Consider the following 24772-nt stretch of genomic DNA (forward strand, 5'->3'; position numbering starts at 1 on the left):
CGGACTGAATACTACCCTTATAACGACAACGATCTGAAGGTACTGTTTATGACAAGCATCACTCCACTGCGGCGCCTGTTCGCCGGGGGGCTGCTGGCAGTCTCCGCCCTGGGCCTGCTGGCCTGCTCCGAGACCGAAGAGAGCACCCCATCCGCCGAACCCCAAAGCGGCACCTCCCTTGCCGAATATAACGTGCCCCTGGTGAAATACGGCGCTGACCCCTGGATTCACCGGACCGATGAGGGCCAGTATTACTTCATTTCCACCGCCCCGGAGTTTGACCGGATCGAGCTGCTCACCGCCGATACCCTCAATGGCCTGACCGATGCCGAGCCCAAGGTGATCTGGCAGCGTCCGGAAGAGGGCGAAATGGCCGGAAACGTCTGGGCCCCCGAGCTGCACCGCGTTGACGGTGTCTGGTACGTTCACGTAGCGCTGGGCGATGGCGATGCGCCGTTCCGGATGCGCATGCACGTGTTGGCCAATGACAGCGAAGACCCCATGACCGGGGAGTGGACCCATGTCGGGCAGATTGAGACGCCCTGGGACAGCTTCGCACTGGATGCCACCACCTTTGAGCACAACGGCACCCGCTACCTGATCTGGGCCCAGGGTGACCGGGAGCAGAAGTACAACTCCGCACTCTATATGGCGGAAATGGACGGCCCGGCCTCTATCACCGGCCCGGTCATCACGCTCTCCGAGCCCGAGCTGGACTGGGAGCGTGTCGGCCACGAAGTGAACGAGGGTGCCGCCGTGATCAAGCACGGAGACCGTATTTTCGTCACCTACTCGGCGGCCGCCACCGACCATAACTACGCCATGGGGCTGCTGTGGGCAGACGCCGACGCGGACCTGATGGACCCGGGCGTCTGGAAGAAATCACCGGAGCCAGTGTTCTCCTCCAACGCCGAGCTCAAACGCTTTGGTCCGGGCCACAACAGCTTCACCAAAGCGGAAGATGGCGAAACCGACCTGCTGGTTTACCACACTCGCAACTACAAGGAGCTGAAAGGCTCGCCCTTGTCCGACCCCAACCGTCACGCCCGGGTGCGCGTGCTGGAGTGGGATGCGAACGGCTTCCCGGTATTCCATGCGGACCGCGCCGACAACCACCACGTGGATGAAGAGCCAAGCACCGCGACGGCCGATGAAAACTACGGTCCGGCGTACCTGAACAAGCAGCCTTTCGGTGAGCTGCCTGACGGGCGCGAAGTGACCCTCTATACCCTGAACAACGGCGAGGGTATGGAAGTGAAGCTGATGAACTACGGCGGTGTTGTGACTCATATCTTTACCCCAGACAGTGAAGGGGAAATGGGCAATGTGGTCCTCGGCTTCGATACTCTGAAAGACTATCTGGAGCAGAACCCCCCGTATTTCGGTGCGCTGATCGGCCGCTACGGTAACCGTATCGCCGAAGGCCGCTTTGAGCTGGATGGCACGGTCTACGAGCTGGACCAGAATGATGGTGAGAACCACCTGCACGGCGGCATTGTCGGCTTCGACAAAAAGCTGTGGGACGCGAAGTTCGTCTCCGATGAGCGCGGCCTGGCGGTCGAGCTGTTCCTGCTGAGTGAAGACGGTGACCAGGGCTACCCCGGTAACCTGAAAGTCACTACCCGCTACGTGCTGACCGACGATAACGCGCTGCTGACGGACTTCCACGCGGTGACCGACAAGGCCACCCCGGTGAACCTGACTCAGCACACCTATTTCAACCTGTCCGGCGAGGGGTCTATTCTGGACCATGTGCTGGAGATCAACGCGGATCGCTATACGCCGGTAGACAGCGGCCTGATTCCGACCGGTGAGCTGGCCCCGGTGGAAGGTACCCCGATGGACTTCACCGAACCCAAGCCGATCGGCGAGGATATCAACGCGGACTTTGCGCAACTGGAGCGTGTTGGTGGCGGTTATGATCACAACTATGTGCTGAACCGTGCTGACGCAGAGGGTCGCATCCTGGCCGCCCGTGCGGAGGATCCGGATACGGGCCGTGTGCTGGAGGTTCTGACGGAGGAGCCGGCCATTCAGTTTTATTCCGGTAACTTCCTGGATGGCTCGCTGACCGATGGTGAGCGGAAGTTCATCCTGCACGGTGGTTTCTGCCTGGAGCCGCAGCATTACCCGGATTCACCCAATCAGCCGGAATTCCCGAGCACGATTCTGGAGCCGGGTGAGGTGTACGAAACGAGCATGAGCTTCCGGTTTAGCGTCAAGTAAACCAGAGCGCTTTTAAGCTCAACAAGAAAACCGCCCAAGGTTCTGCCTTGGGCGGTTTTTTTATGCGGGGCTGTTACTTCGCGGTGAGGTAAGGACGTGATTTGGGGTAGGGTGGCGTAAGTGAAGCGCCACCCACCAATAAGTGGACAAGCGCCCCCTGCCATCCGAAATACTTGGCAATTGGCAGATGCGCTGGCGCTTATCTGCCCTACGGGAATTGTTTGTAAATCTCCTGAATGGGCAACGATGGTAGGTGGCGCTTCGCTTACGCTACCCTACTCAAATTCTTGACATACTAAACTATCTCTAGCGCGGTCTAATTCGGCACTGGCGGAGGGTATATATCTTGGGGCGAGACCGTGGAGCGGGGGACCCGCGATTCGAGCCTACAGGGACGTATTTACGGCGTGTCTCGCCCCAAGATATATACCCGCAGCACTCCAATGCGTAGTCACCAACCGCTTCAAACAAAAACGGCCCACCAAAAGGTGAGCCGTTTCGTTGTTTCTTGGCGGCATCCTTGCCGAACTACCGGTTACCAGAACCTGACATAGATGAACGCGGTAATCCCGAAGATAATCAGCGTGTGGATGATATCCCACTTATCGATACCGTCGCGGATCTCCTTGCGCTGCTCTTTGCTGATTGAACCATAAGTCAAACCGGCCACCTGCTCATCGCTGGCCTGCTTGGTGAAGAAGCTCACGCCAATCACCAGCAGTGTGATAAAGATGAACAGAATCGAGCAGAAGTACAACCAGTTCAGCTCAACCATGCCCAACCAGATACTGCCTTCGGGCAGACTGTCCTCGAAAATGGTCAATACCAGACGGGTCATACCGATCACAAAGCCGGCTACCAGACCGGTGAAACCGGCGGTTGGGGTAATGCGGCGGAAGAACACACCCAGCAGGAAGACCGCGGCGATGCCCGGGGCAATCAGGGACTGCACCAACTGCAGGTATTCGTACAGTACATCGGCAATCAACTGCATCACCGGAATCCAGAGAATGCCCAGCGCCACGACCGCGACGGTAGCGTAGCGACCGACTTTCACCAGGTGGTTTTCGCTCGATTCAGGCTTGTACTTCTTGTAGAAGTCGATGGTGAACAGGGTGGCCGAGGAGTTGAACAGTGAAGCCAGAGAACTCATCAGGGCGGCAATCAGACCACCGATCACGATGCCCTTGATGCCTGAGGGCAGCAGTTCAGTCACCAGCGTGGCGAACGCCTGGTCCGCGCTGGCCAGGTTGATCTGGCCCTGCTCGTGCAGTGCGTAGGCGATCATGCCCGGGAACAGGAAGATGAACACCGGCAGCAACTTCAGGTAACCGGCGAAGATGGTACCGCGACGGGCGGCCTGGATGCCTTTGGCGGTCAGAACCCGCTGCACGATGTACTGGTCGGTACACCAGTACCAGAAACCGATGATGATGGAACCGCCGATCACGCCCAGCCAGGGGAACTGTGGGTCATCCAGCGGCCGGATCAGGTCCATGCGCGCGCCGTTGATGCGTTCGAGCTCGGCCATGCCGCCGACTTTGTCCATACCCACAAACAGAATCACCAGCGAACCGAGGATCAGGATGGGGGTTTGAATCACCGACGTGACCAGAATCGCCTTCATGCCGCCGGCCACGGTATACAGGCCGGTGACCAGCACCAGACTCATGGCGGCGATCCAGAAGAAGTCGATGCCCCAGATAGAGTCGATCCCCAGAACGGTTTTCAGCACCACGCCACCGGCGTAGACCGTTACCGAGACTTTGGTCAGAACGTAACTGACCAGGGAGATGAACGAGAGAAAAGTGCGCGAGCTGCTGGAGTAACGGCGTTCGAGGAACTCCGGCATGGTGTAGACCTTGGCGCTCCAGTAGAAAGGCGCGAACACCCAGCCGAGGATAATGATAATCCAGGACTGCAGCTCCCAGTGCGCCATGGCCATGCCGGTTTCGGCACCGGCGCCGGAGAGGCCCACCAGGTGCTCGGAGCCGATATTGGACGCGAAGATTGAGGAACCGATGACCAGCCAACCCGCGTTGCGGCCCGCCAGGAAGTAATCGGTCGTGTCTTTTTCCTTCTCCATGAAGGACCAGACCACCACCCCGAGGAGTACCAGGAAGAACAGGCCGAGCACGGCCCAGTCCAGACCACTGAATGGAATCATCGTTTCTACCACCCTGTTATGGCTATATTAGCGTTATAGGTAAAAAAACGACCCCTTAAAAGGGGCCTGCTTATTAAAGTATTATCATAACATTCATAAGGCCATCGTGAGAATCACTTCCCGTCAAATGAGCGGTTTTCACCGCTCAACCTGAAACAGGGCGCTGATATCCCGCGCGTAACCCCATTTCAGGACCTCGTCCACCTCGTTGTTCAAGGCGGTGATCGGGCTGGCCACCTGATCATACTGGCGGGCCTGGAGTATTTTGTCCAACAACCCGCTGATGCGCTTGAGTCGGGGCACCCCGCAGTAGCAGCAACTGCCGTAGAGCCGGTGCACCAACTCCTCCAGCTGTTGATAGTCCTTCTGCTCGAAGGCCGCGTTGATCTCGTCCCGTTCACCGCCGAGGTTGGTCAGCAGCATTTCCAGCATGTCCCGCGCCAGCGCCGGCTTGTTGTTGGCCAGTTTCAGGCTGAGCGGAATGTCCACCGGGCCGGGTTGCTCGTCCTCTTCCAGCTCAATGGCCGGGAGCCGCGGCTGGGTGGGCGTGGTGGAAGCCATTCCACCTTCCACCGCCTTGCGCCCGCTGAGATGAACCCAGCGGTTGACGATGTGGGCCAGTTGGGCCTCGCTCACCGGCTTGCTGACGCAGTCGTCCATGCCGGCGATCAGAAGCTCCGCTTTCTGCTCGGTCATGGTGTGGGCAGTCAGAGCGATAATGGGCGTGCGCCGCCCCGGATGCTCGGTGCGCAGCCGCTTGGTGGTCTCAATGCCGTCCATACCGGGCATCTGGATGTCCATGAAAATCAGGTCGAAATTCTGCTCCCGGCACAGGGTGAGCGCCTCCTGGCCGTTGTTGGCCTGAATCACATCGGTGTTCAGGCCGCGCAGCAGCTCGCTCGCCAGCTGCAGGTTGGCCGGGTTGTCATCCACCACCAGAATACGCGCCGCCGGCGGCTCCTCTGGGGAACGGGGGGCATCCTCCTGGCCTGTTCCCGAGGAAAGGGGAATGTCCATCTGGCGAGCCAGGGTTTCCAGCAGGGTTTCGTAGGTGATGGGTTTATTCACGAAGGTGGTGCTGCAGCTCTCTACCCCCTGGCGGAACAGTCGCTGGTGGGCCGGAGTGCAACAGGCGACCAGAGCGCAGTCAAACTCCGCCCGTACCTGTTGAGTAAGATTCTCAAGCAGGGCGGGCTGCAGAGTCTGCTCGCTCGGGGAAATGTCCAGCAGCAGAAGGCGGAAACGCTGGTCCCGCTCGCGGGCCTTGCGCAGGTGCGGGAAGATGTCGTGCACCTTGTTGATGGTTTCCGTATCCGCCTGCCACTGGTGCACCAGTTCCTGGAGCTGGTGGCAGGAGGGTGGGTTGTCACCGCAAATCAGCACGCGCTCGCCCAGCAGGAAGCGCTCGGCCGGGGTCTCCGGGCGGCTCTTGTCAATGCCCAGGCGGGCGGTGAACCAGAAGCGAGCGCCTTGCTCCGGCTGGCTTTCCACACCGATTTCGCCGCCCATGCGCTCCACCAGCCCTTTGCAGATGACCAGCCCCAGACCGGTGCCGCCATACTCGCGGGAGCTGGAAGTATCCGCCTGATTGAAGGCACTGAACAATCGTTCCTTCTGCTCGGGCGTTAGGCCGATGCCGTTGTCGCTTACGCTGATCTTCACGGTGACCTGGGTTTCCTGGCGGTTGATCAGGGCGGCGTGCACCACAATGTTGCCCTGTTGGCTGAACTTGATGGCATTGCTCACCAGGTTGGTCAGCACCTGCTTGAACCGCAGGGGGTCGCCCAGCAAGTGCAGGGGCAGGTTGCCGTCGATCAGGGTAATCAGCTGCAGATTCTTTTCGTGGGCATCGGGCCCGAGGATGTGGGCGGACTCCTCAACCACCTTGCGAAGCGGCAGGGGCACATAGTCCAGGGTCAGCTTGCCGGATTCGATTTTGGAGAAGTCCAGAATATCGTTGATCACCGTCAGCAGGTTCTGGGAGGAGTCCCGAATGGTTTCCAGGTACTCTTTCTGCTGCTCGTCGAGCTTGGTTTTCAGGGCCAGGTTGGTAAAGCCCAGAATGCCGTTGAGCGGGGTGCGAATCTCGTGGCTGGTGTTGGCCAGGAACTCGGACTTGATGCGGCTCGCTTCCAGGGCCTCTTTGCGGGCCATGTTCAGCTCGATGTTCTGAATCTCAATGGTTTCCAGCGTCTCGCGCAAATCCTCGGTGGACTGGTCAATATGCACCTGCATATCCCGGTGCGCCTGCTCCAGGGATTCGGCGGTATCGTTCACTGCCCGGGCCAGCTCGTTCAGTTCCTTGCTTTCCAGCTCGGGCAGGCGCCGGTCCATCTGGCCGCGAGCCATTCCCTGAATCGTGGTCCGGATCTGTTCGATCGGGCGGGTCAAGCGCTTGTAGAGCCGGGTGGCAAACCAGGTACACAGGCCCAGGCACATCAGCGTCAGGATCAGCGTGATCAGAATGGTCTGGTAGCGCAGCACCACGAAGGGGGCGGCCAGCAGCTCCACCTCGATCCAACCCGGAGAGGGTTCTCCCTCATTCCGGGGCGGTATAGGATGAGCGAAGCGGATGGACTTTAGGGTATTTCGCTGCTGGGGCTGAGTGAGATCGACCGGCTCGGGGTTGGTTAACGGCATCATACGGGGGCCGCTGTGTACCACCGTGTCGTTCTCCCGCAGGTGCAGCTCCACCGCCCGGATGTAGGGCTCCTCGAGCGAGGCGTCGATAATCGAGCGTAACAGGTCGGGGTCGTTCCGGTTCAGAGTCTCGCGGCTGAGCTCAGCCAGCTTCTCGCTCAAGGCGCCGCCGCGGTGGCTGACGAACTTGTTCAACTGGTTCAGGTACAAGTGCGTCAGGGTGGCGGCGAGAATGAGGGTAACCCCCAGGGCGGGGAATAATACCAGTCGCCAGATCTGGGCTTTCAGGTCGGTCAATCTCATGGTGTGGTTTTTGTCGTGTCCGTTCCATCTGCGGGCTCGCCGCGGGCTGGTTTCACCATAGCATATTCGGCGGTAGAATAGCGGCCTTTCAGGGGGCAGTGAAGGTGTTCACCGCCTCCCCCCATCGATAGTAACGGCAGTGTGATTATGGCCCCCTCACGTTTTCCCACGATTGAATCCTACGTCGGCAATACCCCCCTGGTGCGCTTGCAGCGGCTACCGGGCGAGACCAGCAACCAGATTCTGGTGAAACTCGAGGGTAACAACCCGGCCGGCTCGGTCAAGGACCGGCCCGCGCTGTGGATGATTCAGCAGGCCGAAGCCAAGGGGCTGATTAAGCCCGGGGATACGCTGGTCGAAGCCACCAGCGGCAATACCGGCATCGCCCTGGCCATGGTCGCGGCGATCAAGGGTTACAACATGACTCTGATCATGCCCGCCAACGCCACTCAGGAGCGCAAGGACGCCATGACTGCCTACGGCGCCGAGCTGATACTGGTGACCGAGGAAGAGGGCATGGAAGGCGCCCGCGACCTGGCCCTGAAAATGCAGGCCGACGGCAAGGGGCGGGTGCTGGACCAGTTCGGCAACCAGTCCAACCCTACGGCCCACTATGAAACCACCGGGCCGGAAATCTGGCGTGAGACGGACGGGCGGATTACCCACTTCATCAGCTCCATGGGCACTACTGGCACCATCATGGGCTGCTCGCGCTATTTCAAAGAGCAGAACCCGGAGATTGAAATCATCGGGCTGCAGCCGGAGGAGGGCGCCAGCATACCGGGCATCCGGCGCTGGCCCGAGGCCTACCTGCCCAAGATTTACGACGCCGCCCGGGTGGACCGGATCGTCAATATGCCCCAGACACTCGCCGAGGAGACCATGCGCGCCCTGGCCCGGGAGGAGGGCATCTTTGCCGGGGTTTCTTCCGGTGGCTCTGTGGCGGCGGCCCTGGCGTTGAGCCGGGAAGTGAGCAATGCGGTGATCGTGGCCATTGTCTGCGACCGGGGTGACCGCTACCTCTCCTCGGGCGTATTCCGCGCGTGAGTCGCCGTCCGTATCGACGCCCCGGTCGCCAGCAGCAGCGGCCGGCGGCGCGCTTTCAGGCTCGCGTTCTGCCGGAGCCCCTGGCCATCGAGCGGCTCAGCCATGACGGCCGGGGCATCGCCCGCTGGGAGGGCAAAACACTGTTTGTCGCCGGCGCCTTGCCCGGCGAAACCGTCACGGTTCGTCTACTGGGCGAGCAAAGCCGTTTCGCCGAAGGGGAGGTGACCGAGGTCCTGGTGCCGGCCGCACAGCGCCAGACACCCCCGTGCCGCCATTACGGCACCTGCGGCGGCTGCCAACTTCAGCACTTGGCCCCCCGCTCGCAGGTGGCGGCCAAACAGCAGGCGGTGCTGGATCAGCTCGAGCGCCAGGGCAAGGTGCGCCCGAAAGAACTGGTGCCGGCGATCCTGTCCCCCTCGGAAGGCTACCGGCACCGGGCGCGCCTCGGGGTCTGGACCGAAAAGAACGGCACGGTCACGCTCGGTTTTCGCCGCAAGCGCGAGCGCACACTGACGCCTATCGATGCCTGCGAGGTATTGGCCCCCGCGCTCAATGCGCTGCTCGCGCCGCTGCGGGGGTGGCTGGAAGGCCTGGAGCGCCGGGACGCGGTCGGGCATATCGAACTGATCCTGTCCGAGGAAGGGCCGGCCATGGTGGTCCGGGAGTTGAAAGCCCTGTCGCCACGGGACCTGCAACGGCTCGGCACGGTGGGCGATGGCGCCCTGGGCGATCGGATCTGGCGGCAGACCACCAGCGAAGGGCTCAGCGATCTGAACGGCGAGCCCTGTGACCCGCGGCTTCACTACGGTCTGCCGGATTTCGAGCTCGACCTGGCCTTTCACCCGCAGGACTTTACCCAGGTCAATGTCGAGGTCAACCGGGCCATGGTCCGCCAGGCCGTTGACTGGCTCGCCCCGCAACCGGGGGAGCGCGTGCTGGATCTCTTTTGTGGCATGGGCAACTTTACGCTACCCTTGGCTCGCTCCGGGGCTTGGGTCCGGGGGCTGGAAGGCAGTGACGCCATGGTCGGGCGCGCCCGGGAAAACGCTCGCCGCCACGGCCTCGAGGCCGAGTTCGATACGGCCAACCTGGCCCGTGGGGACGCCCGCCTCTGGCCCAAGGGCACACCGCTGGATGCGGTCCTGCTGGACCCGCCGCGCGATGGTGCCCGGGAACTGATGGCGCCCCTGGCGCAACTCCGGCCCCGCCGGCTGGTCTACGCCTCCTGCAACCCGGCCACGCTGGCGCGAGATGCCGGCGAGCTGGCCACCGCCGGCTACGACTTGCAATCACTCGGCGTGCTGGATATGTTCCCGCACACCGAGCATGTGGAATCCATGGCGCTGTTTGTGCGCCGCTAAAACCGATTGGAAAATAGGGGGCACGCACGCGCTGCTCCCCGAGGTTGAAAACGACCAATGGTAAAAGTCCGAGAAGATCATCCGGTGACCGATGACGGCACCATTGATATCGATGCCTGGATAGGGCGCCTACCCGGTGCAACCGAGCGTTCGGCGGAAAGTCGCCAACAGCTCAGAGAGGCCTGTGAACTCAGCGCCCTGGCCGACAGCGCCCCCACCACTGTGGATTACGGTTGGGGCGAATTCAGCAGTTGCCTGACCATCGGCCTGGATATGGCCGAGTTGCTGGCCGACTTGCAACTGGACCAGGACAGCCTCGTGGCCGCCGTTCTCTATCGCGCCGTGCGCGAGGAAAAACTCTCCCTCGACAAAGTCCAGCAGCAATTCGGCGAAACCGTGGCCAAGCTGGTAAAGGGCGTGCTGCGCATGGCCGCCATCAGTTACCAGAGAGGCGAGGGCGAGGAGCGGGTGTTCGGCCGCGAGTCCGAAGAGCAGGCCGAGAACATCCGCAAAATGTTGGTCGCCATGGTGGACGACGTGCGGGTGGCCTTGATCAAACTCGCCGAACGCACCTGTGCGATTCGTGCGGTCAAGGCCGCCGGCCCCCAGCGCCGCCGTCAGGTCGCCCGGGAAGTGGCGGATGTGTACGCGCCTTTGGCCCACCGCCTGGGCATCGGCCATATCAAGTGGGAACTGGAAGACCTGGCCTTTCGCTACCTCGAACCGAACGACTACAAACGCATCGCCAAACTGCTGGATGAGCGCCGCTTGGCGCGCCAGGAGTACATTGATAACGTCCTCAATGTGCTGCGAACCGAGCTGAAGGATGCCAACATCGAAGGCGATGTTACCGGCCGGGCCAAACACATCTACAGCATCTGGCGAAAGATGCAACGCAAGGGCATCAGCTTCTCCCAGGTGTACGACATCCGCGCGGTGCGGATTCTGGTTCCGAGCGTACGCGAATGCTATACGGTGCTCGGCATCGTGCACAGCTTGTGGCGGAACATTCCCCACGAATTCGACGACTACATCGCCTCGCCCAAAGAAAACGGCTACCGCTCCTTGCACACGGCGGTGATCGGCCCGGAAAACAAAGTCCTGGAAATCCAGATCCGCACCTTCGCCATGCATGAAGAGGCGGAGCTGGGGGTGTGTGCCCACTGGCGCTACAAAGGCACCGACGCCGATGCCAGCGAAAAAAGCTACGAACAGAAAATCGCCTGGCTGCGGCAAGTACTGGAGTGGCACGACGAACTCGGCGGGGAAGGGCAGTCCCTGAAAGAAGGGCTGCGCGCGGTCGACCAGGACCGCATCTACGTCTTTACTCCCGAAGGCCATGTGGTGGACTTACCGAGAACCGCCACGCCCCTGGACTTCGCCTACCGCATCCACACCGACGTGGGGCACCGCTGCCGGGGGGCCAAGGTCAACAACCGCATCGTTCCGCTGAACTACCACCTGAACACCGCGGACCAGGTCGAGATTCTCACCGGCAAGCGCGAAGCGCCCAGCCGTGACTGGCTTTCGCCCGCCCTGGGCTACATCAACACGCCCCGGGCCCGGGCCAAGGTGCAGCACTGGTTCAAGGTCCAGGCGCGGGATCAGAACATCGCCGAAGGCCAGGCGCTGCTTGACCGGGAATTCAAGCGCCTGGCGCTGCTGGATCTGGACTTCGAGCAACTCGCGCAAAAGCTCAACATGCACAGCCTGGACGACCTCTATGCCGCCGTCGGCGCCAGCGACATCGGCGTGGGGCAGGTGCTGAGCGCCGCCCAGCGGATGATCAAGGCCACCCACCCGGAAGAGCCGGTCATCCCCTTCAAGGCCCGCTCCGCCAAGCGCAAGAAAGACTCGGACCTCTACATCGAAGGGGTGGGCAACCTACTCACCCAGATCGCCAGTTGCTGTAACCCGGTACCCGGCGATGCCATCACCGGCTACATTACTCTGGGCAAAGGCGTCTCGATTCACCGGCAGGACTGCAGCAATATCCTGCAGTTGCAAGCGGACGATCCCCAACGCATCATCAAAGTCTCCTGGGGGGAAACCCCGCAAAGCGCCTACTCGGTGGACCTCATCATCGAGGCCTACGACCGGCACGGCCTGCTGCGCGATATCACCACGCTGCTGGATGGTGAGCGCATCAACATCAGCGCCATGCAGACGCTCTCGGACAAACGCAAAAACACCGTGGACATGTTGGTCACGGCGGAAATCCGCAGTATCGACGAGCTCAGCCGCATTCTCACGCGCCTGAACCAATTGCCCAACATCGCCTCGGCCCGACGCAAGCACTGACTGCCATGACCTATACCGTTGACGACCTGCTTTACCTGATGGCCCGCCTGCGCGAGCCCGGCTCCGGCTGCCCGTGGGATTTGAAACAGTCCTACAAAACCATCGCGCCCTCCACCCTGGAGGAGGCGTACGAAGTGGTGGACACCATCGAGCGGGAAGACTATGACCACCTCCGGGAAGAGTTGGGGGACCTGCTGTTTCAGGTGATCTTCTACAGCCAACTGGGCAAAGAGGAAGAGCGTTTCGACTTCCCGGCCATTGTGCACGGGCTGGTCAGCAAACTGCTTCGGCGCCACCCGCACGTCTTCCCGGACGGCACCCTGGAAAGCCGCGTCGATGACCAGGACGCCATTCAGGACGAAGTGAAAGTCCGCTGGGAAGCCATCAAACAGGAAGAGCGGGCCGAGAAAGGGGTCATGGGGGTGCTGGACGATGTGCCCGTGACCCTGCCGGCACTGAGCCGCGCCGCCAAGCTGCAAAAACGCGCCTCGGGAGTGGGCTTTGACTGGCCCGACGTCTCCGGCCCTATCGCCAAAGTCCGCGAGGAGCTGGCCGAGCTGGAAGCGGAAATCGACAGTGGGGACAAACAGGCCCAGCAAGAAGAGCTGGGAGACCTGCTATTCGCCACCGCCAACATCGCCCGACACCTCAAAATCGACCCCGAAGCCGCCCTGCGCGGCGCCAACCGCAAGTTCGAGCGCCGCTTCCGCTATGTGGAGGCCCAGGCCGGCGACCAACTCGGCAGTGCTTCGCTCGCCCAGCTCGACCGCCTGTGGGATCAGGCCAAGTCTAAAGAATAAAAGATTTATATGACTTTTAATTGGGTTTTCCCGACTATTTATGCATAAATAGTCGGTGCTTTGGCGCCATTTCTCTTATAACCTCGCGCCTGTTGTCTACAATAGCAATATTGGCCCCTTGAAGGAGGCGTAAGGCGTGGAGTGGCAAGAGGTACGGCCCGGATTCATGGATACGAGCAATCGCTCGACCAAAATCCACGTGTCCGAGCTGAGAGTCGGCATGTTCGTATCCAAACTGGACCGGGATTGGCTGGAAACGCCGTTTCTGGTTCAAGGCTTTATGATTGAAACCCCCGAAGAGGCACAGACGGTGGCGGAACATGCCGAGTACGTCTGGATCGATGCCGTCCAATCAAAATGGGTTCCCCCCGAGCATCGTTCCTTCGTTGAAGTGCCCGCGCCCGCCAAAAAAACCTATATCAATAAAGTGTCCGCACGCAAAGAGCACGGCCACGCCATTAAAGTCTTTCGTGACGCCCGACGTTTAACCAAGACTCTGGTCGATGACATCCGCCTCGGCGGCACCATCGATACTGAGCAGGCCAAAGTGACCGTCCGGGGCTGCGTTGATAGCATTCTTCGAAACCCCGACGCCCTGTTGTGGATGACCAAAATCCGGGACGAAGACGAATACACCGCCGAACACTGCCTGAACGTCTGTATCCTCGCCATCGCCTTCGGCCGCCACCTGGGCATGTCGGAAAACGAACTGGAAAAAATCGGCCTGTGCGGCTTGCTGCACGACGTGGGCAAAATGCGCGTGCCCCCGGAGGTACTGAACAAACCCGGACCGCTGACCCCCAAAGAATTCAACATGATTCGGGCCCACACCGTTCTCGGTCGCAACCTGCTGCTCTCCACGCCCGGCATTTTCGACGCGGTGGTGGACGTGGCCTACAGCCACCACGAGCGAATGGACGGCATGGGCTACCCACGCAAACTCCCGCAGGAAAGAATCTCCTACTACGCCCGCGTTATCGCCCTGGTCGACGCCTACGACGCCATGACCGCGAACCGCTGTTACGCCCCGGCCATCCCCACCACCCAAGCCCTCAAAAACATCTACAAGGACCGGGGCACCCACTTCGATGAAAAACTCGCCCTGGAATTTATCAAAAGCATCGGCCTCTATCCTCCGGGCACCGTTGTGCAACTGCACAACGACATGGTGGGCATTGTGCTGGAAATCAGCCAGAAATACCGCCACCTGCCCAAAGTCATCCTAATCAAAAAAGGCGAGGTGCCCTTGGAAAAGGAGCAAGTCGTCAACCTGGCCGATGTGGAAAAGGGGCTGTTGGCCAGAGAGTTCCTTATCAAACGCGCCCTGAAAGACGGCACCTACGGTATTCGCGTGGCGGAGTATCGGGAGAAAGGGCTGGTGTTTCGGGCGGCGGTGCCGTAACGTTTGACGTTATAACAAGCAGTTTCGGGTTTGCTTTCGCTGGACCAAGGCCGGGGCGGAAGATGTAGAAATTGTGGATTATCATTAGGAGGTAACTCATGCGTAATATTGAAGCGGTAACGCCGGGCGAGTTACTGAAGGAAGAGTTTCTTGAACCAATGGGTATTTCTCAGTACCGTCTGGCTAAAGAGATCGGCGTACCGGCTCAGAGGATCGGCCAGATTATCGCCGGAAAGCGCTCGATAACCGCCGACACGGATTTACGACTGTGCCGCTTCTTTGGCTTGTCCAATGGTTATTGGCTGCGTGCTCAAGTGGCCTATGATACTGAAGTGGCGGAAGATGCTCTGGAAGACCAATTGAAGAGAATCCGTCCATGGAGATCGCCGGAGGGAGCCGAAAACCGAGCCTAACCAAAGACCGCCCAGTCCCCAAAGAGTAAGCGTTGCGTATATTTTCCAAATGCTCGTTGATGATTGGCTAAATGTGACAACGTTCGCATAAGATGGCATGATCGGCCAAAACACCGCCAACCGGGAAGACATGTATGTCGATACCCAAGGACACACAGGCAGAGCGCCTGACCCTGTTAGAACTGGTCGCCTACTGGGAAGGCAAGGTCAATACCACTTTGCTCACCCGCCATTTTGGAATTTCCCGCCAGTATGCCAGTGCCGACCTGAAACGCTATCGCGAGTTGGCGCCCGATAATCTCAGGTATTGTGCCTCAGCCAAGTCCTATCTCGCGGGCATTGATTTTCAGCCAATTTACATCAGCACTGACGTTGCTCAGTACCTCAACTGGTTGGGTACCGGCCATCTCGACCACCAGAGTAGTACCGTCCCCAACGAAGTGCTGACTCTCCCACCCCGAAAAGTAGCGCCTGCCGTGATGCGTGGTTTGGTTTCGGCGATTCGGGAGCAACGGCGGGTGGATGTGGACTATGTATCCCTTTCCAACCCCGATAGACAAGGGCGTATCATCGCCCCTCATGCCTTTGTCAAAACCGGGTTGCGTTGGCACCTGCGAGCCTGGTGCGAAAAAAAGCAAAGCTATCGTGACTTTGTGCTCAGTCGTTTTCGCGGTACTCCAGAATTGATGGATAAAACCGACCATAAAGCCGAAGACGATGTGAGCTGGAACACTGAGGTTACGCTCATCTTTCAACCGGATCCCCGCCTTTCCCCGGCAAAGCGCCACGTTCTTGAGCATGATTACCAGATGCGTGACGGCGAACTCCAAGTCACGACTCGCGCTTGCCTGGTGCAATACCTACTCAATGAAATGCAGGTAAACACCAAGGTGCTGGACGGCACTCCAGAGGCGCAGCAACTGGTACTTGTCAACCAAGCTGACATACGAGGGTGGTTGTTTGAAGGGTGAAGCGCGGCGGAGTAGCAAGAATATGACAAAAGAGTTTACCTGTGTTTTTGCGCAGTATTTGGTTTGCTAAACGTAACGGTTAACGTTGAGGCTCTGAAACATAACGAGAGTTGAGGTCGCTTGTGGAAGACATATCGCCATCTGATCTAAAAACCATTCTACACTCCAAAAGGGCTAATATTTACTACCTTCAATATTGCCGGGTGTTGGTCAATGGTGGTCGGGTGGAGTATGTCACCGATCAAGGAAAAGAGTCGCTGTACTGGAATATTCCCATCGCCAATACCACCAGCATTCTCCTTGGTACAGGTACTTCCATTACTCAGGCTGCGATGCGAGAGCTGGCCAAGGCCGGGGTGTTGGTTGGATTTTGTGGCGGTGGAGGTACGCCGCTATTTGCTGCCAACGAAGTAGACTTTGATGTGGCCTGGTTTTCGCCCCAGAGCGAGTACCGGCCCACGGAGTACCTGCAGGCTTGGGTCAAATTCTGGTTTGATGATGATTTACGACTTACCGCTGCCAAAGCTCTGCAACAGGCCCGGCTGGCACGCTTGCAGAAGGAGTGGAGCAAAAGGGCGTTGCGTGAGGCAGGTTTTACCGTCGATACCGAGCGGCTGGAGCGTCTTCTAGCAGATGCTGCCCAGCGGATTGAGGTCCAGAAAGACACCATGGCGCTGCTGACTGAAGAGGCGCGCCTAACCAAGGCGTTGTTCAAGTTGGCGGTGGATGCCGTTGGTTATGGCGATTTTACCCGCGCCAAGCGGGGTACGGGCGCTGACCCCGCCAACCGCTTTTTGGACCACGGTAACTATCTGGCATATGGCCTGGGGGCAACTGCCACTTGGACCCTGGGCCTGCCGCATGGCCTAGCTATTTTGCACGGCAAAACCCGCCGTGGTGGCCTGGTATTTGACGCAGCCGATTTGATCAAGGATGCGGTGATACTTCCCCAGGCTTTTTTGTCAGCGATGCGCGGCGATGAAGAACAGCAGTTTCGCCAGAACTGCATAGAGGCGCTGACCCGCAGTGAATCTCTGGACTTTATCATTGATACCCTCAAGTCTATCGCCGTGCAAACCGCCGCGCTAGTGGAGCACGGTGAATGAACGTCCTGCTAGTTTCCCAATGCAATAAACGCGCACTGAAGGAATCCCGCCGGATACTGGATCAGTTTGCCGAGCGTCGCGGCGACAGAACCTGGCAGACGGCCATTACGATGGAGGGGCTTAACACACTGCGCAAATTACTGCGCAAAAGCGCCCGCAAGAACACGGCGGTGGCCTGTCACTGGATTCGTGGCAAAGACCACAGCGAACTGATGTGGATAGTGGGTAATGCCAGTCAGTTCAACCTCCATGGGGCCGTGCCCACTAATAGCACTCAGCGCAACATCGTGCGCCGCAGTGATGAGAACGACTGGCATACCGGCGAAGACATAAAGCTACTCGCCCAATTGGCCGGATTGCTGCACGACCTGGGCAAGGCCAGCATTGCCTTTCAGCAACGCTTGAGCGGCAAGCGCCAAGAGAAGAACTTTTACCGCCACGAGTGGGTCTCTCTGCGTTTGTTTCTGGCTTTCGTCGGTCAGGATGATGATGCCAGCTGGCTAAAGCGAATGATGGCGCCTTCGGCAGAGGATGATCAAACCTGGTTACAAGCCGGACGGTATTGGCGCGATGGTCTTGATACGGACACACCTCCGCCGTTTGGCGGTTTACCCCCAATGGCGTCCGCTGTCGCCTGGCTGGTGCTGACCCACCATCGCCTGCCTGTGATGCCTGTCTGGAACACAGCGGCACAGGAGCAAGAACGGCTGGGCAAAAAAGCGCGTTTTAATCAGGCGGATGAGCTGGCGAATTTGGTTCAGGGCATCACTCACGAATGGAACGAACAGAAACGTGAAGCCGGCCCAAGCACCATTGAGCCCTATTGGGATATGGCGGGTGACCTTCCCATCAATCTGCCCAAGTGGCGGACCCAATCCGCCAAATTGGCTAAGCGTCTGTTCGCTTTGAAGGACAAAGGCCACGGGGGTTGGCTGAACAACCCCTATGTGATGCACCTGGCCCGTTTGAGCCTGATGCTGGCGGATCACCATTATTCCTCTTTGCCCCCGGACAGCCATGAGCGCGTCAAAGCCGATAGTCACGGGCCGTTGTTTGCCAATACCCACACGGACGGCACACTCAAACAAACCCTGGATGAGCACCTTTTGGGTGTTGCCAGAATGGCCGGGAGTATCAGCCACGCACTGCCGGGCTTTGAACGGTACCTGCCCAGACTGGCTCGCCATAAAGGTCTCAAAAAGCGCAGCAGCCTGGACCGCTTTCGCTGGCAGGACAAGGGCGCCGATGCGGCCACCGCTCTTCGGGATGCGGCGGCCGAGAGGGGCGCTTTTATTGTCAATATGGCATCCACCGGGTGCGGTAAAACGCTGGCCAATGCCCGCATATTGAATGCCCTGGCGGACCCGGTGTTGGGCATGCGTGCCACCTTCGCCTTGGGGCTCCGAACCCTTACGCTGCAAACTGGGCGCAGCTACCGTGAGGACCTGAACCTGGGTGAGGATGAACTGGCCATCCGGGTGGGTGGCTCGGCCAGCCGCGCCTTGTTTGAATACTACGAGAAAGAGGCGGAAGAAACCGGCTCGGCCTCCATCCAGGAGCTGATCGAAGAAGACAGCCATGTCCTCTTCGAGGGCGAACATGCAGACCACCCGCTGTTATCCAAGGCCATGGCTAACCCCAAGATTAGTTCTCTGTTATCCGCGCCCATTCTGGTCTGTACCATCGATCACCTGATGCCCGCCACCGAGGCCCAACGCGCCGGGCGCCAGATTGCACCCATGCTGCGTCTGATGAGCAGTGATCTGGTGCTTGATGAGTTGGATGATTTTGATCTTAACGACTTGCCCGCCCTGGCGCGCCTCGTTCACTGGGCGGGCCTGCTGGGCAGTCGTGTGGTGCTTTCCTCCGCCACTCTGCCACCTGCGTTACTGGACGGTATGTTCCAGGCCTACCGGGCTGGGCGGCAGCATTACCACCGCAACCGGGGCGACCAGCCGCTGAAAGCGGGTAGTAGTGTTGAAATTCCCTGCCTGTGGGTGGATGAATTCGGCGTACAGCGCGAGCAGATTCCCAACGCAGAGGATTACACCCGGGCGCACAGCCGCTTTGTCGAGCAGCGGGTCAAGGCACTGGACAATGCCATCAAGGCAGGTGGCGCCAAACGGATCGGCACGCTGACGCCGCTGCCCATTGAGCCGTCGCAGTCAGAGGAGCAGACCTATGAGGCCTTTGCCTGCGCGGTTCGTGACACTATGCTCTCACTGCACGCGGATCACTGTGAAACCTGCTCCCACACCGGTAAAAAAGTGAGCTTCGGCCTGGTGCGCATGGCCAATATCAAGCCGCTGTTCTATGTGGCCGAGGCGCTGTTCCGGCTGGGTGCGCCGGAAGGGGTTCATATTCATCTGTGTGTCTATCACTCCCGGCTGCCCCTGTTGTTGCGCTCGGCCATCGAAAACCAGTTGGATACCACCCTCAACCGCCGTCAGTCCGAGGCGGTGTTTGAGCGCGCCGATATCCGCGCCGCGTTGGATGGCTCCCCCGAAGACGATCATCTGTTTGTGGTGCTGGGCTCCCCGGTGACGGAAGTGGGGCGCGATCATGACTACGACTGGGCGGTAGTGGAGCCCTCGTCCATGCGTTCATTGATCCAACTGGCTGGGCGGGTCCAGCGGCACCGGCAAAAGCCTTGCACAACGCCCAATATCGCTATCTTTGAGACCAACCTGCGCCACTACACGGGTGACACGCATCCAGCCGACGGCCGGCGTAGGGCCGCCTTTGTTTATCCCGGCTTTGAGGATGCCGATGCCCCGGCTGACGCGCCGTTCCGGCTGGTGACGCAAAAACTGAGCAAGCTGCTCCGTGAGGACGAATACCGCATCATTACCGCTCGCCCACGCATTCAGCCCGGCGCTCAGCCTTGGCAGGCCAAGCACAGCCTGGTGGACCTAGAGCATGCCCGGCTGGCCGAAGCCATGCTTCCCAAAGCCATTGCCACCTCCAGCGGACGGTTCGACAGGCGGAGCAATCCGCTCAATGCCGCCTCCGCCTGGCAGTACCCCCAAGCCATGCTCACCTGGGTATTGCCCCAACAGCAGCCCTTCCGTTCCGACGACGGCCACAAGGAAGTCACACTGGTGTTCCTGCCTGATGAGGATGAGGAGCGACTGGTGCCCCATCGTATTTTTGAGGAGGGGCGCCGTGGAAAACCTGACATCTATACCTCGGCGGAGAGTCTGGTTATCGACAGGCCGCCACCGGAGGGGGAGCGAATGACACCATGGGGGCAACACGACATGCTGGCCCTGCTGCTGGAGCAGGCAGAGGTTCAGGGGCAGGATTTATCCAAATGCGCAGAGAAGTTTACCACGGTCAACGTGCCCGAAAGTACTCAGGGTTGGTGGTTTAGCCCGGTGCTGGGGTTCGCTAAAAGAGGATAGCCGAGCGCTGGCCCGGCCTATCTGCTGCCTGTGCGGCAGTAAAGTCAAAATGAAGTGTACATTTTTCTGAGCTGCCTTTCCGGCAAAGTAATGCTAAGCCTCCAGTGTTCTGTAACTTTCTTGCGAGTGCATTATACAGAACTTTCCTATGTTTAATTGATGCAAAACTTTTGGACACTACTAGCTGATTAAAGCCTTTACAGATTTTACATAAATTAAAATAAAGTGCACATTGGATTGACAGCCTTGTGGTGTGGGTGTAATCTGCATGCTAGGGGACTCGTCCACCGCTGCCACGGCGGACGAGTCGGATAGCAACGCGCTGGTTAGACGTCGGCACCCAAGCACAGGGTTGATGCGCTAAGGAGGATATAAGTGTGTCTGACAAGCACATGACCTTATTAGTCATTTGAGGGCTTGATGCCCTCTTTTCCTACGCCCCCGTAGCACTGCGTGTTGCTACGGGGATTTTACAACTTTTCGGCTACTGAGTCGATTCGAGTTGGAGGTTCCCATGGACAACAGTTTTCGACAGCCGCATAGAGTAGCGGCTTTCTATCAGGCGATATCGGAGTTTATTGAAGAACGACGAGACGCCAAGCTCAAAGGCCAGGAGGGTGAGGCGGCCGAAAAGCTGGCCGCAAAGTATGACTACCGGACCTGGCTGGCCGATGCCGCCCGGCGCGTATCGCAGATTCAGGCGGTGACCCATGTGCTAAAGGCCACGCATCCGGACGCCAAGGGCAGCAGTTTGCATATTCCCCCGGAAACACTCGGTCAGCGAACAGAAGTGGGCAGTCACCTGCTGGGCGAGGCATTTGCAGAAGATGTTGTGGGCAATGCGGCCGCCCTTGACGTCTACAAGCTCTTGAAACTGGAGGTTGATGGCAAACGGCTTCTGGACTGGCTGCAGGAAGACGACCCCAGCCTCTTGGCTGCCTTGGACACCGACGAGTCAGTGGCTCAGGAGTGGGCCGAGGCGTTTAAAGCCCTGGTTCGTCCGCCGGCGGCGCCGGTCTCTCACGTGCTGGCCAAGCAAGTGTACTGGTGCGTGTCTGGCGAGCCGACAGATAACGCGGGCTTCCATCTGCTACAGCCCATGTTCTCCAGCAGTCTCGCCCATGAAGTGCACGGCCGTATCAATGAAGCCCGTTTTGGGGAGAGCAACAAAGAGGCTCGCCAGGCCTACTACAAGCGCCAGGAGCATCCTGTCCCCTATGCTGAATACCGTGGTCTGGCGGCGAGAAAGCTGGGTGGCACCAAACCCCAGAATATCAGCCAACTCAATAGCGAGCGCGGCGGCGTGAACTATCTGTTCGCTTCCCTGCCGCCGCAGTGGCGTCAATCCGGTGAGCGCCGACTCATGTCCTCAGAAGCGGTCATGCGCCATTTTCGTCGCTATGAAGGCGTTAATGGGCTGCTAAAGGCGCTGATCAAACTGCTTAAAAATGACCCAGATTCCACCATGGAGACCCGTAAGAAGCGGGAAGAGATAGAGCGCGCTTTGGGTGAATCCCTGGTGGCCTTTGGCTGTACCGTCCGGCATTCCAGAGAACCAGGCTGGACGCGCGACCCGGACTGCCAACTGGTGGAGTGTGAACAGTTGTGGTTGGACCCGGAGCGGGCAAATCTGCCGCCTCGGCCTGAGTCGGAGCAGGCGGATATGACTTTTCAGCAGGCGCTGGAGTGGAAAGACTGGCCCCAGGAGGTTGCCAACCGCTTTGGCAGTTGGCTGAACAATATTCTGCACAATGCGGGCGTGCCGGTCGGTGACACCGAAGCCGCCCACTGGGCCAGGCAGGCGTTAGTTGATTCCGATTGGCCTTCGAGGTGGCGCCGTCCAGCTGCGCAAGTGACCGCGACTCAGGAGGTGTCCAATGGCTGATTTCCCCCCATTTGAGTACCTGATGGTGCTGCCCCGCTTGCGGGTGCAGAACGCCAATGCGCTGTCCAGCCCAATGACCCACGGGTTTCCCTCCATGACCGCGTTTCTCGGGCTGATGTGGGCACTGGAGCGCAAGACCCAGGCGGCGGGGCTGGATTTGCAATTCAATGCCGTCAGCGTTGTGGCCCACGACTTTGATGAACAAACGCACAGGTCCGGTTACATCAGCAGCTTTCGGTTGACTCGCAATCCCATGGGTAAAGATGGCAAACCCGCCGCGATTGTGGAAGAAGGGCGCATTCACCTGGAGCTCAGCCTGGTGTTTGCGGTGCGCAGTGATGCGTTGCGAGAACCGGGTAAAGCCCGGGAAGTGGCCGCCCAGGTGCAAGAGCTGGTCAGTACCATGCGCATTGCCGGCGGCACGGTGCTGCCCATCCAGCCGCGAAACCGAAAGCAAGCCCCTTATGTAGAACCTTTTACCGGCGATGATGCGGACAATAAGAAGCGATTCAACCGTCTGAAAATGCGCCTGCTGCCCGGGTTTGTGTTGGTGGAGCGCAGTGACCTGCTTGATGAGCGTCTGGCTGAGCTTCGCAAGACAGCGCCCGACGCCAACCGGCTGGACGCCTGGCTGTCGCTTTCAAGAATCAACTGGACCTGGCAGCCGGGTGAGGATGGCAGTGGCGAATGGCAACATGACCGAAAGGGCTGGCTGGTGCCCATCCCCCTGGGTTATGGCGCCCTTACTGAGGTGCAGGCGCCCGGCTCGGTTGCCAACGCAAGAGACAGCACAACGCCATTCTGCTTTGTCGAGAGTGTTTACGGCATCGGCCAGTGGCTCAGCCCTCACAGGTTGCAGTCGTCAGAGCAAATGTTCTGGTACCCGGACAGTCAGCCGAACGAGGGCCTCTACCGCTGCCGGAATGGCTACAGCCCAGAGTTGACCCCTGAATATGACTATGACCTTTGATGAATAACCCAGGCTAAAGAGGACACTAACCATGGCTAACGATACATTGAAAACCGCATCTGTACTGGCATTCGAGCGCAAGTTGGACCCTTCCGATGCGCTATTTTATTGTGGCGACTGGGAGAGTAGGGAGAACCACACAAACTGGACACCGGTGGCGATCAAAGAGAAATCCGTTCGCGGCACCATCTCCAACCGACTCAAAACCAAGGACCAGGACCCGGCCAAACTCGACGCCGAAATAGAAAACCCTAACCTGCAAACCGTCGATGTAGCGGCGCTGTCCACGGGCGCAGATACCCTGAAAGTCACCTTTACCCTGCGCGTATTGGGGGGTACTGGTAAGCCGTCGGCCTGCAATGAGCCGGCGTATCAGGAGAAACTGAAGGAGACTGTCGGCGGTTATGTGGCCGAGAACGGTTTTGGTGAGCTGGCCAAACGCTATGCCGCCAACCTGGCTAATGGCCGCTTTCTCTGGCGCAACCGGGTCGGCGCAGAAGATGTGGATGTGCGTGTTGCCCGGATGCAGGATGGTCAGCCTGCACAAAGTTGGCAGTTTGATGCTCTGGAGCTGTCATTGCGGGACTTTTCCAACACCAATCAGGGCGTTACGGAACTGGCCAAGGTGATAGAGGCGGGCCTGACGGAGGAGCAGCACGTCCTCTTGCAGGTGACTGCTTTTGTCCGGCTCGGGGAGGGGCAGGAAGTTTTTCCGTCACAGGAGCTGATTCTGGATCGCGGGCGCGGTGACAAAAGTAAAACCCTCTACGATGTCGATAAGGTTGCGGCCATTCACTCACAGAAGATCGGCAACGCGCTGCGCACCATCGATACCTGGTACCCCGGCGCTGAGGATCTGGGGCCGATTGCGGTGGAACCCTATGGTTCGGTCACCAATCAGGGCAAGGCGTACCGTCAGCCCAAGCAGAAGCTGGACTTCTACAACCTGCTGGATAATTGGGTCCTGAAAGACAAAATGCCTGAGGTTGAACAGCAGCACTTTGTGATGGCGACCCTGATTCGCGGCGGTGTATTCGGCGATGCGGGGTGACCTATGGACCACTACCTTGATATCCAGCTATTGCCCGATCCAGAGTTCTCCCAGCCAATGCTGATGGGCGCACTTTATAACAAGCTGCACCGGGCCCTAGTGAGTCTGGAGACGGATCGCATCGGGGTCAGCTTCCCGGAGTACAGCCTCAAGCCCAAGGGCTTGGGGAGTATTCTGAGGATTCACGGCTCGAATGCGGACTTGAAGCAGCTCCAGGCTCTGGACTGGCTTAGAGGCATGCGGGACCATATTGAGCTATCCCCGGCTCAACAGGTTCCAGCCGATACTCAGCATAGTTGTGTGAAACGTCGGCAGTACAAGACCAACGTGGAGCGGTTGCGCAGGCGGAGGATGAAGCGCAAGGGTGAGACCTACCAGGAAGCGTCTGAGGCCATTCCGGACTCGGTGGAGCAGCGGCCTGATTTGCCTTTTGCTGTGTTGCGCAGTCAGAGCACAGGTCAAGGGTTTCACCTGTTTGTAGAGCAGGGCAAACCCATGCCTGAGCCCGTTTCAGGTCGATTTAACAGCTATGGCCTCAGCCTGGGCGCCACCGTTCCCATCTTCTGACCCTTTTTTACAGGGGCTTCCCAGGCCCCTGTAAAATCAATGACTTACCTCCTGCCACAAAACTTTGGGGTTCTCATGCGAATTTGAGAAAGTTCTTTAACAATCAGTATCTTACGGCTAAACTGATCTAGTTCGCTGCCGCGCAGGCAGCTCAGAAA

General features: G+C 59.2%; 16 protein-coding genes. 14 read left to right on the forward strand and 2 right to left on the reverse strand.

Annotation, left to right across the window (positions count from 1 at the left end; genetic code table 11):
• Positions 1–48: 48 nt before the first annotated feature.
• Positions 49–2226, forward strand: a complete 2178-nt coding sequence (locus tag G547_RS23890) for a galactose-1-epimerase (RefSeq protein WP_245573500.1) — start codon at positions 49–51, stop codon at positions 2224–2226.
• Between the two features lie 535 nt (positions 2227–2761).
• On the opposite strand, the gene G547_RS0116335 is transcribed toward G547_RS23890, so the two are convergent.
• Together G547_RS0116335 and G547_RS21930 are read right to left on the reverse strand one after the other, a co-directional pair.
• Positions 2762–4393 carry a sodium:solute symporter gene (locus G547_RS0116335; protein ID WP_027330752.1) on the reverse strand — a complete coding sequence of 544 codons (1632 nt, stop codon included), beginning with the start codon at positions 4391–4393 and terminating at the stop codon, positions 2762–2764.
• A gap of 138 nt (positions 4394–4531) precedes the next feature.
• The gene (locus G547_RS21930; protein WP_051235636.1) at positions 4532–7336 is read right to left on the reverse strand and encodes a response regulator; all 2805 of its coding nucleotides are present in this window, start codon (positions 7334–7336) and stop codon (positions 4532–4534) included.
• Between the two features lie 147 nt (positions 7337–7483).
• Between G547_RS21930 and cysM the strand changes: the two genes are divergently transcribed.
• The 13 genes from cysM (at position 7484) to cas6f (ending at position 24614) form a co-directional block, all read left to right on the forward strand.
• The gene (gene cysM / locus G547_RS0116345) at positions 7484–8383 is read left to right on the forward strand and encodes a cysteine synthase CysM (protein ID WP_027330753.1); all 900 of its coding nucleotides are present in this window, start codon (positions 7484–7486) and stop codon (positions 8381–8383) included.
• Positions 8380–9744 carry a 23S rRNA (uracil(1939)-C(5))-methyltransferase RlmD gene (rlmD, locus tag G547_RS0116350; RefSeq protein WP_051235639.1) on the forward strand — a complete coding sequence of 455 codons (1365 nt, stop codon included), beginning with the start codon at positions 8380–8382 and terminating at the stop codon, positions 9742–9744. Before cysM ends, rlmD begins: the two co-directional genes overlap by 4 nt.
• A 57-nt stretch (positions 9745–9801) precedes the next feature.
• Complete coding sequence (relA, locus tag G547_RS0116355; RefSeq protein ID WP_027330755.1) at positions 9802–12045, forward strand: GTP diphosphokinase; 2244 nt, start codon at positions 9802–9804, stop codon at positions 12043–12045.
• 5 nt (positions 12046–12050) lie between these two features.
• Complete coding sequence (gene mazG / locus G547_RS0116360) at positions 12051–12845, forward strand: nucleoside triphosphate pyrophosphohydrolase (protein ID WP_027330756.1); 795 nt, start codon at positions 12051–12053, stop codon at positions 12843–12845.
• Positions 12846–13011: 166 nt separating this feature from the next.
• Positions 13012–14247: an HD-GYP domain-containing protein gene (locus tag G547_RS0116365; RefSeq protein WP_027330757.1), complete on the forward strand. Its 1236-nt coding sequence runs from the start codon at positions 13012–13014 to the stop codon at positions 14245–14247.
• Positions 14248–14345: 98 nt separating this feature from the next.
• On the forward strand, positions 14346–14660 hold the full coding sequence (locus G547_RS0116370) for a HigA family addiction module antitoxin (protein ID WP_027330758.1): 315 nt from the start codon (positions 14346–14348) through the stop codon (positions 14658–14660).
• Positions 14661–14794: 134 nt separating this feature from the next.
• On the forward strand, positions 14795–15631 hold the full coding sequence (locus G547_RS0116375) for a helix-turn-helix transcriptional regulator (protein WP_036189210.1): 837 nt from the start codon (positions 14795–14797) through the stop codon (positions 15629–15631).
• Positions 15632–15753: 122 nt separating this feature from the next.
• Positions 15754–16737 carry a type I-F CRISPR-associated endonuclease Cas1f gene (cas1f, locus tag G547_RS0116380; RefSeq protein ID WP_027330760.1) on the forward strand — a complete coding sequence of 328 codons (984 nt, stop codon included), beginning with the start codon at positions 15754–15756 and terminating at the stop codon, positions 16735–16737.
• Positions 16734–20141, forward strand: a complete 3408-nt coding sequence (gene cas3f, locus G547_RS0116385; protein ID WP_027330761.1) for a type I-F CRISPR-associated helicase Cas3f — start codon at positions 16734–16736, stop codon at positions 20139–20141. Before cas1f ends, cas3f begins: the two co-directional genes overlap by 4 nt.
• Before the next feature lie 514 nt (positions 20142–20655).
• A complete protein-coding gene (csy1, locus tag G547_RS21935; protein WP_051235641.1) occupies positions 20656–22026 on the forward strand; it encodes a type I-F CRISPR-associated protein Csy1 in 1371 nt (456 codons plus the stop codon).
• Complete coding sequence (csy2, locus tag G547_RS0116395; protein ID WP_027330762.1) at positions 22019–22996, forward strand: type I-F CRISPR-associated protein Csy2; 978 nt, start codon at positions 22019–22021, stop codon at positions 22994–22996. Before csy1 ends, csy2 begins: the two co-directional genes overlap by 8 nt.
• 31 nt (positions 22997–23027) lie before the next feature.
• The gene (gene csy3, locus G547_RS0116400; protein ID WP_027330763.1) at positions 23028–24047 is read left to right on the forward strand and encodes a type I-F CRISPR-associated protein Csy3; all 1020 of its coding nucleotides are present in this window, start codon (positions 23028–23030) and stop codon (positions 24045–24047) included.
• Positions 24048–24050: 3 nt separating this feature from the next.
• A complete protein-coding gene (cas6f, locus tag G547_RS0116405) occupies positions 24051–24614 on the forward strand; it encodes a type I-F CRISPR-associated endoribonuclease Cas6/Csy4 (protein WP_027330764.1) in 564 nt (187 codons plus the stop codon).
• Positions 24615–24772: the final 158 nt, after the last annotated feature.

Origin of the sequence: Marinimicrobium agarilyticum DSM 16975, from assembly GCF_000423345.1 — a bacterium.
In the GTDB taxonomy this organism is placed as follows: Bacteria; Pseudomonadota; Gammaproteobacteria; order Pseudomonadales; family Cellvibrionaceae; genus Marinimicrobium; species Marinimicrobium agarilyticum.